Source organism: Lentzea sp. (genome assembly GCF_035525475.1).
Taxonomy (GTDB): Bacteria; Actinomycetota; Actinomycetes; order Mycobacteriales; family Pseudonocardiaceae; genus Lentzea.
Window position 1 is genome coordinate 1 of record NZ_DATLEC010000263.1, and the last position, 7,493, is coordinate 7,493.

Here is a 7,493-nt window from a genome sequence, read left to right on the forward strand (position 1 = left end):
AGGTACTCGATCGTCGTGACGATGTCGTCCTCGGTCAGCACACCGGTGTTGATGTCGGTGTCCAGGCCCAGCTTCTTGTTGACCTTGTAGCGGCCAACCTTCGCCAGGTCGTAGCGCTTGTCCTTGAAGAACAGGTTCTCCAGCAGGGCCTGCGCGGACTCCTTCGTGGGCGGCTCGCCCGGACGCAGCTTGCGGTAGATGTCGAGCAACGCCTCGTCGGTACCCGCGGTGTGGTCCTTCTCGAGCGTGGTCAGCAACGTCTCGCTGAACGCGAACCGCTCGCGGATCTGCTCCGTGCTCCAGCCCAGAGCCTTCAACAGCACCGTCACCGGCTGGCGACGCTTGCGGTCGATGCGAACACCCACGGTGTCGCGCTTGTCGACGTCGAACTCCAGCCAGGCACCCCGGGACGGGATGATCTTGACGCTGAAGACGTCCTTGTCCGTCGTCTTGTCGACCGCGGTGTCGTAGTAGACACCGGGCGAACGCACGAGCTGAGAGACCACCACGCGCTCAGTGCCGTTGATGATGAACGTGCCCTTGCTCGTCATCATCGGGAAGTCACCCATGAACACCGTCTGGCTCTTGATCTCGCCAGTGGTGTGGTTGGTGAACTCAGCCGTGACGAACAACGGTGCCGCGTACGTCATGTCCTTGTCCTTGCACTCTTCCGTCGAGGCCTTGACCTCGTCGTAGCGTGGGTCGGAGAAGGACAGTGACATGGAGCCGGAGAAGTCCTCGATCGGCGAGATCTCGTTGAGGACCTCTTCGAGGCCGCCCGTCGGGTTCTCGTCGCCGGCGTCGATGCGGCGCTGGAACCACGCCTCATCGCCGGTCAGCCACTCAAAGGACTGGATCTGCAGGTCAAGCAGGTTGGGCGTCGAGAGCGGCTCGTTAATCTTCGCGAACGAGACCCGCTTCGGCGCTCCAGGGATCCCCGACGTGGAGTTGGTCGCAGCAGTGGCCTTGGTCGCGCGAGAGATCGCCAAGATGCGTCCTTCCAGGGACAAATAGCTGGCTAGAGCGAACTAGCACGGCTGTCAAGGGTGCGGCGATGCCCGACTAATCCACGCTCTCGGCGAAGGGCAAGCGGAAAATGGGCAGCGCAAAGGGGCAGTCTAGCCACACGCACGGCGACTGTCGAGAGGCACCTGGAAGGACCCTCCTCTTGCTCACCGACAGAGTGACCCTGCATGAGCGCGCAGTCAAGATGTTGCAGACCGATCCACCCTCTGGATGGAGCGCTGTTTACTTCTTGTCACTCAATTGACCTGCGCAAACACGTGTGCGGCCGTTTCGGCGGGAAGTTGGCGGCCTCGAGTCGTCTTACAGAGCGCCACCAGATTTGCTGTGACCGAGATCACGCGTGTCGGGGCTGGCGGAGGGCATCTCCGAGGTGCATCCGGGCTCCTGTGGCGACCTCACGGCAGAGTTGATCTTAGGGGGCCGCGATCGAATACCCGCCACCGGCCCGGGCCAAACGACCGAGCGGGGCAGATCGGGTCAGCAGCCCTGCAGCTGGCGGTTCTGCTCCGCCGTCGCCCCGAACATCTCCATGTTGTCGATCTTCCAGCGGCCGCCGTCGCCGACCGCGCTCACGCGGAGCATGGCCATGCCGCCGCCCGACTGGTTGTCGGTCGTGCGGGTGGTGACCTGGTCGGCGAAGACCAGCACGGCGGCACGGCCGTCCTTGAGCGACGAGACGGCCGAGGACGCGACGCGGACGGTCACGACGAGCTTCTGCTGCGGCGCGATCTCCTTCACCGGGCCGAACACCGCGTTGTACTGGCACAGCGCCCTGCCGGTGAGCAGCTCCTTCGCGGCCTTCTCCGTGGCGGTCACGTCGGCGAAGTTGTAGGAGAACGACTTCTCGACGGCCTCGCGGACCTGGCCGTTCACCTCCGAGGTGGTGCCCACGTCGACGAGGGCCGCGTCGTAGGACACGGCGCGCGACTTGAAGAGGAAGAACGTGCCCAGGCCGCCCAGCAGGACCGCGACCACGAGCAGGGCCACGGGGAGCAGCCACGTGTCCTTCGCGGCGGGGGCCGGCTCGGCGGGCTCGGCCTTCTCGGCGGGCTCAGCCTTCTCGGCAGGTTCGTCGTCCTCGGCGACCGGCGCGGCCTGCTCCTCGGCGGGCTCGTCCGCCACGAGCTCCTGCTCGGGCGCCGACGGCTCCCACTCGACCGGCTCCGGCGCCTTCAGCTCCTCGGCAGGCGGCTCCGGCGCGACCTCGGGCTCCGCAAACGGCGCGACCTCGGGTTCGGCGACCGGCTCCGCGGTGACGCGGCGGTTCAGGCCGGCGACCTTCGGGCGGCCTCCTGCCGGTGGCGTGGGGATGGGGCGGCGGCGGGATGGGGGCACGAGCTCAGTCCAATCAGGCGCCCGGCCGCAGCGGGCCCAGCTGGCTCAGCTTCCAGCCGTCGTCCGTGCGGTCGAGCTTGGTCAGGTACCGGTTGATCTTGGTGACCTTCTGGCCGCCGTCCGGGGTCACGACGCTCTCGACGACGGCGATCATCGACGCCGTGCCGGTGCGGTCGTCGAGCTCGGTGATGGCCGCGTCGAGGACCTTCGACGTCGTCACGGACTTGGCGTCGACCAGCTGCTTCTTGCGCGAGTCCTTGTCCTTGTCGATCTCGGCGCGCAGGTCGCCGGTGGACGAGTTGAGCCAGCGCTGCAGGTCCTCGTCGACCTTGCGGTAGTCGAGGGTCAGGAAGTTCGTGATGCCCACCTGACCGGAGCGCAGGGCCTCGTCGCGTGCCGAGGCGAACGACGACTCCGAGGAGTGCGACGCCGAGTACCAGGCCACGCCGAAGTACGCGGCGTAGCCGAACGTCAGCACCGCCAGGACGGCGGCGACCACCGTGAAGATCCGCACTACTTCTTCCCCTCCGGCAATCCCAGCAGCTGGCCCAGCGACGTCAGCAGCGGCAGCTCCGGCACCGCCTGCTGCCCGGTCGGCTCCTGGCCCGGCTGCGTCGTCGCGTTTCCCACCGGTGTCGTCGGCGTTCCACCGTAGGGCGCGTTCTGCGAGCCTCGCACCGACGTAGCCGACCCGCGCGCCAGAGCGCAGTAGGCCTGCGTGTTCAGCGGCGCTGCGGACGTGTCGTTGCCCTGGCGGATGGTCGTGCCCTCGTACCCGACCGTGCACGGCATCGGGTCGAAGACGTTCAGCGCGAGCCCGAAGTGCGCGGACCCGTCCCCCGGCGCCACGGTGAAACCGCCACCGACGGCGATCGGGTACGTCACCGCGATCTGCTCCAGGCCGTCGCGCCTGGTCACGAGGATGTTCGACGTGGTCAGCAGGTTCGCGAGGACCACCCCGAGGTTCGGCCCGCTCTCCTTCAGCAGCGCCGAGACCTGCTCCGACGCCGGCGGCACCGCGACGATGAGCCGCCGCAGGTCGCCGTCGGAGGCCTTCAGCTGCTCGGCGAGCAACCGCAGGTCACCGCTGAACGAGCGGATGGCGCCACCCTGCGAGGCCTGCGTGGCCAGCACGATCCGGCCGTCCTCGAGCAGCTGAGTCGTCTGCGGCAGGTGCTCCTTGGCCGCCTGCGTGAACGCCGCGGTGTTGTCGATCAGCACCTGCAGGTCGCCGCCCGTGCCGTTGAACGCCGTGTGCAGCTCGTCGACGACGGTCCTCAACGAGTCCGTGGGCACCGACGACGCGAACGCGTCCAGGTTCGACAGCAGCCCGTCGACCGGCGGCGGGGTCTTCGTGGCCGACCGCGGGATGACCGAGCCCGCCTCCAGGTACGGGCCGTCGTCCGACTTCGGCCGCAGGTCCACGAACTGCTCGCCGACGGCGGACCGGTTGGCCACGACGGCCTCGGTCGCCGCGGGCACGCGCGGCGCGTCCGCGTCGAGCTCCAGGTCGACCTCGATGCCGTCCGAGGTCAGCCGCAGCTGCCCGACCCGGCCGATCGTGACGCCGCGGTAGGTGACCTCGGCGTTGGTGAAGATGCCGCCGGAGTCGGCGAGCTGCATCGTCACGACCGTCGACGCCGACTTGAACAGACCGATGTAGGTCGCGCTGACGTAGGAGATGCCCAGCAACGCGACCAGCACGAACGCGCCGATCTTGAGCTTCGTCGACCGCAGGATCACTTGCGAGCACCTCCCAGCAGACCACCGAGCAGGTCGCCCAGCCCGGACCCGGTCCCCTGCCCTAGGTTCGGCAGCGGGATGTTCGGCATCGGCAGCGGCGTGCCCTGGCTCGGCACCAGCGAGTCGATCGGCGACTGCCGCGAGCGCCCGAGGTTGTCGAGGACGGAGCCGAGGTTCAGGTCGAGGTCCATGAACGCGTTGGTGTAGTCGCCCTTGATGCCGTCGAGCGCCTCGTCGGGGAACGGGTAGGTCAGCAGCAGCTCCAGCGACTTCGGCAGGTTCTGCCCCGACTCGGCGAGCTTCGTCAGCGTCGGCTGCAACGCCTTCAGGTCCGCCACGATGTCGTCGCGGCTCCTGTTGACCGTGTCCGTCGCGACGTCGGACAGGCTGTCCAGCGACTTCAGCAGCGTCACGAGCTGCGTGCGCTGCTCGGCCAGCACGCGGAGGCCGGGCTCCAGGTCCGTTAGCGCCACCGCGATCTTCTCGCGCTGCTGCGCCAGCGTCCCGCCGAGCCGGTTGATCGAGTCGAGCGCGCGAACGATCTCCGCCTTGTGCTTGTCGAGCTCCCCGACGAACGTGTTCAGGTTGCCCAGCAACGAGCGGATCTCCTGCTCGTTGCCCTCCATCGCGGCGTTGAGCTCCTTGGTGATGTTCTGCAGCTGCGCGACACCACCGCCGTTGAGCAGCATCGACAACGCGCCGAAGACCTCTTCGACCTCGGGGTTGCGGTTGGTCTTCGACAGCGGGATCACGGCGTTGTCCGCGAGCCTGCCCGTCGACGGCTGTGTTTGGTCGTTCGGGGCGGGCTTGCCCAGTTCGACGAACTTCTCGCCGAGCAGCGCGGACTGGCGCAGCTTCGCGAACGCGTCGGCCGGCAGCCGCACGTCGCCGTTGACCAGCATGGTGACCTCGGCGGTCCAGCCGTCGGAGCCCAGGTCGATCTTCTCCACCCGGCCGACCGGCACGTCGTTGACCTTCACGCCGGCCTGCGGCACGAGGTCCAGCACGTCCTTGAACTGCGCCTTGACCCGGTAGGGGTGGTCACCGACGTCGGCACCGCCCGGCAGCGGCATGTTGTAGATGCCGTCGAACCCACCGGACCCGCAACCAGCGAGGACCAGTGCTGTGAAAACGATCGCGAGCTTCCTCACTGGGGCACCCCCGCGAGCGGCAGAGGCAGCGGCAGCTTGCCCGCGTTCAGGTCGCTGAGCACCTCGGCCGGCGACTTGAGCGGAATCGCGCCGGTCAGCAACGGCTCCAGCTGCTTGCACGTCTGCGCGAGCACCGGCGGCACGTTGTTCGGCGTCGCCTGCTGGACCAGCTTGCAGATCAGCACGATCGGCGGCTGGTTGAGCTCGTTGATGTTCGCGCGGACGTCGAGCGTGCCGGACGCCGCGTTGTAGGAGTTCTGCAGGTTGCCCAGGGCCAGCGGGGCGACGTCGAGGGTCTCCGCCAGTGCGGCCCGCTGGTTCACCAGCACCTGCGTGATCGAGGCGAGCTTGTCCACGTTGGACTTGAGCACCTCGCGGTTGTCCTTGATGAAGTCCTGCACCTGCCCCAGCGCGGTCGCGAGCTCCGAAAGCGCCGCGCCGAGGTCGCCCCGCTCGTCGGCGAGCATCTTCGACACGTCCGCCAGCTGCTGGTTGAAGTCGCGGACCTGGCTGTCGTTCGCGGCCAGCATCGCGGTGAACTTCTGCAGGTTGTCGACGGTGGCGAAGAGGTCCTCCTTGGACCCCGACAGCGTCCGCGTGGCCTGGCCGAGGTTCTTCAGCGTGTCGTTGAGCGCCTGGCCGTTGCCCTCGAGGTTCTTCGCCGCCGAGTTCAGCAGGTCCGCCAACGCGCCGTCGGCGTTCGCGCCGTTGGGCCCCAACGCGGTCGTGAGCTTGTCGAGCGACGAGTACAGCTCGTCCAGCTCGACGGGCGTCGCGGTGCGCTCCCGCGGGATCAGCGCGTCGTCGCCCAGCGTCGGTCCGCCCGTGTAGGCGGGGGTGAGCTGCACGTACCGGTCGCTGACCACGCTCGGCGCGACCACGACGGCCTGCGCGTTCTCCGGCACCCGCACGTCGCGGTCGACGGTGAAGACGACCTTCACGGTCTTGCCCTCGGGCGTGACCTCGTCGATCGTGCCGACCTTCACGCCCAGCACCCGCACGTCACCGCCGGGGTAGACGCCGACCGCCGCGGCGAAGTGCGCGGTGACCTTGCGCCCGTTCATGGAGGCGAAGACCCACCAGAGCCCGGCCGTCACGACCAGCGCCAGCACGCACGCGATCGCGATGAACCGGCCTGTCCTGCTGTGCACCACGTCAGTCATCGCCGCACTCCCGGAGGCAGGCAGCCTTCCTCGTTGAACCCGACGACGCCGAGGTTCACCGAGGGCGGCAGCAGACCGCAGATGTAGGTGTCGAACCAGCGCCCGTTGCCCAGGGTGTTGGCGAACACCCGGTAGAACGGCGCCATCAGCGTCAGGCTCTTGTCGAGCTTGTCCTGGTTGCGCTGCAACATCGTGGTCACCCGTTCCAGCTGCTCGAGCGCGGGCCGCAGCTGCGCGTTGTTGTCCGCGACCAGACCGGACAGCTCCCGCGCCAGGTCGCGCGTGCCGGTGAGCAGCGCGGAGATCGCGTCCCGCCGCTTGCGCAGCTCGCCCAGCAGCAGGTTGCCGTCCGCCAGCAGCTTCTCGAACTGCTCGTTGCGGTCGGCCAGCGTCCCGGTGATCTGGCTGGTGTTGGCCAGCAGCCTGGCCAACTGCTCGTCCCGCGAGGAGATCGTCTTCGACAGCGCGGACAACCCGTCCAGCGCGCCCCGGACGCTCTGCGAGGAACCCTCGAACGTCTGGGACAGCACCTCGAAGCTGTCCGCGAGCTGCTTGGTGTCGATCTGCCCGACCGTCGTCGCGAGGCCGTTGAACGCCTCGTTCACGTCGTAGGGCGCGAGCGTGCGCTCCTTGGGGATCGGCTTGCCCGGATCCAGCGGCAGCGCACCCTGCGGGTCCAGCGCCAGGTACTTCTGGCCGAGCAGGGTCTTGATCCGGATCGTCGCTGTGCTGCGGTCGCCGACCCAGGCGTCCTTGACCTTGAACGACACCCGCACGCGGTCGCCGTCCAGCTTCACCTTGGTCACCTTGCCGACCTTGACGCCCGCGACCCGGACCTCGTTGCCGTCCACCAGGCCTGCCGCTTCGCTGAACTCGGCGGCGTAGGTGGTGCCGCTGCCGATGATCGGCAGGTCGTCGGAGTTGAACGCGGCGAGCAGCAGCAGGAAGACCAGCGTCAGGCCGACCGCGCCGATGGTGAGCGGATTGCGCTGTTTCATCGGCGGCACCTCGGCTGCGTCACGGGCAGTGCGGTGATCGGGATCGGGGTGTTGATGACAGGCGGAACGGCGATCTG

Annotated in this window: 6 protein-coding genes and 1 pseudogene; all 7 read right to left on the bottom strand. The window is 68.2% G+C overall.

From position 1 onward, the window contains the following. Positions 1-989: pseudogene (locus VM306_RS40280) on the bottom strand (DNA-directed RNA polymerase subunit beta); the annotation flags it as partial. Positions 990-1,503: 514 nt separating this feature from the next. Next, a complete protein-coding gene (locus VM306_RS40285) occupies positions 1,504-2,361 on the bottom strand; it encodes a hypothetical protein (RefSeq protein WP_325524822.1) in 858 nt (285 codons plus the stop codon). A 13-nt stretch (positions 2,362-2,374) separates the two neighbouring features. Further along, the gene (locus VM306_RS40290) at positions 2,375-2,875 is read right to left on the bottom strand and encodes a nuclear transport factor 2 family protein (RefSeq protein WP_325524824.1); all 501 of its coding nucleotides are present in this window, start codon (positions 2,873-2,875) and stop codon (positions 2,375-2,377) included. Then, the gene (locus tag VM306_RS40295) at positions 2,875-4,104 is read right to left on the bottom strand and encodes an MCE family protein (RefSeq protein WP_325524827.1); all 1,230 of its coding nucleotides are present in this window, start codon (positions 4,102-4,104) and stop codon (positions 2,875-2,877) included. Before VM306_RS40295 ends, VM306_RS40290 begins: the two co-directional genes overlap by 1 nt. Further along, the gene (locus VM306_RS40300) at positions 4,101-5,255 is read right to left on the bottom strand and encodes an MCE family protein (RefSeq protein ID WP_325524830.1); all 1,155 of its coding nucleotides are present in this window, start codon (positions 5,253-5,255) and stop codon (positions 4,101-4,103) included. The genes VM306_RS40295 and VM306_RS40300 overlap by 4 nt, the downstream gene beginning before the upstream one ends. Continuing rightward, positions 5,252-6,418, bottom strand: coding sequence for an MCE family protein (locus VM306_RS40305; protein ID WP_325524832.1), 1,167 nt, complete (start codon positions 6,416-6,418; stop codon positions 5,252-5,254). The genes VM306_RS40300 and VM306_RS40305 overlap by 4 nt, the downstream gene beginning before the upstream one ends. Beyond that, the gene (locus VM306_RS40310; protein ID WP_414672510.1) at positions 6,415-7,416 is read right to left on the bottom strand and encodes an MCE family protein; all 1,002 of its coding nucleotides are present in this window, start codon (positions 7,414-7,416) and stop codon (positions 6,415-6,417) included. The genes VM306_RS40305 and VM306_RS40310 overlap by 4 nt, the downstream gene beginning before the upstream one ends. Positions 7,417-7,493: the final 77 nt, after the last annotated feature.

Excerpts from the sequence above, each read along its gene's own strand:
- VM306_RS40305 (WP_325524832.1), bottom strand. The coding sequence starts at position 6,418 with ATGACTGACGTGGTGCACAGCAGGACAGGCCGGTTCATCGCGATCGCG.
- VM306_RS40310 (WP_414672510.1), bottom strand. The coding sequence starts at position 7,416 with ATGAAACAGCGCAATCCGCTCACCATCGGCGCGGTCGGCCTGACGCTG.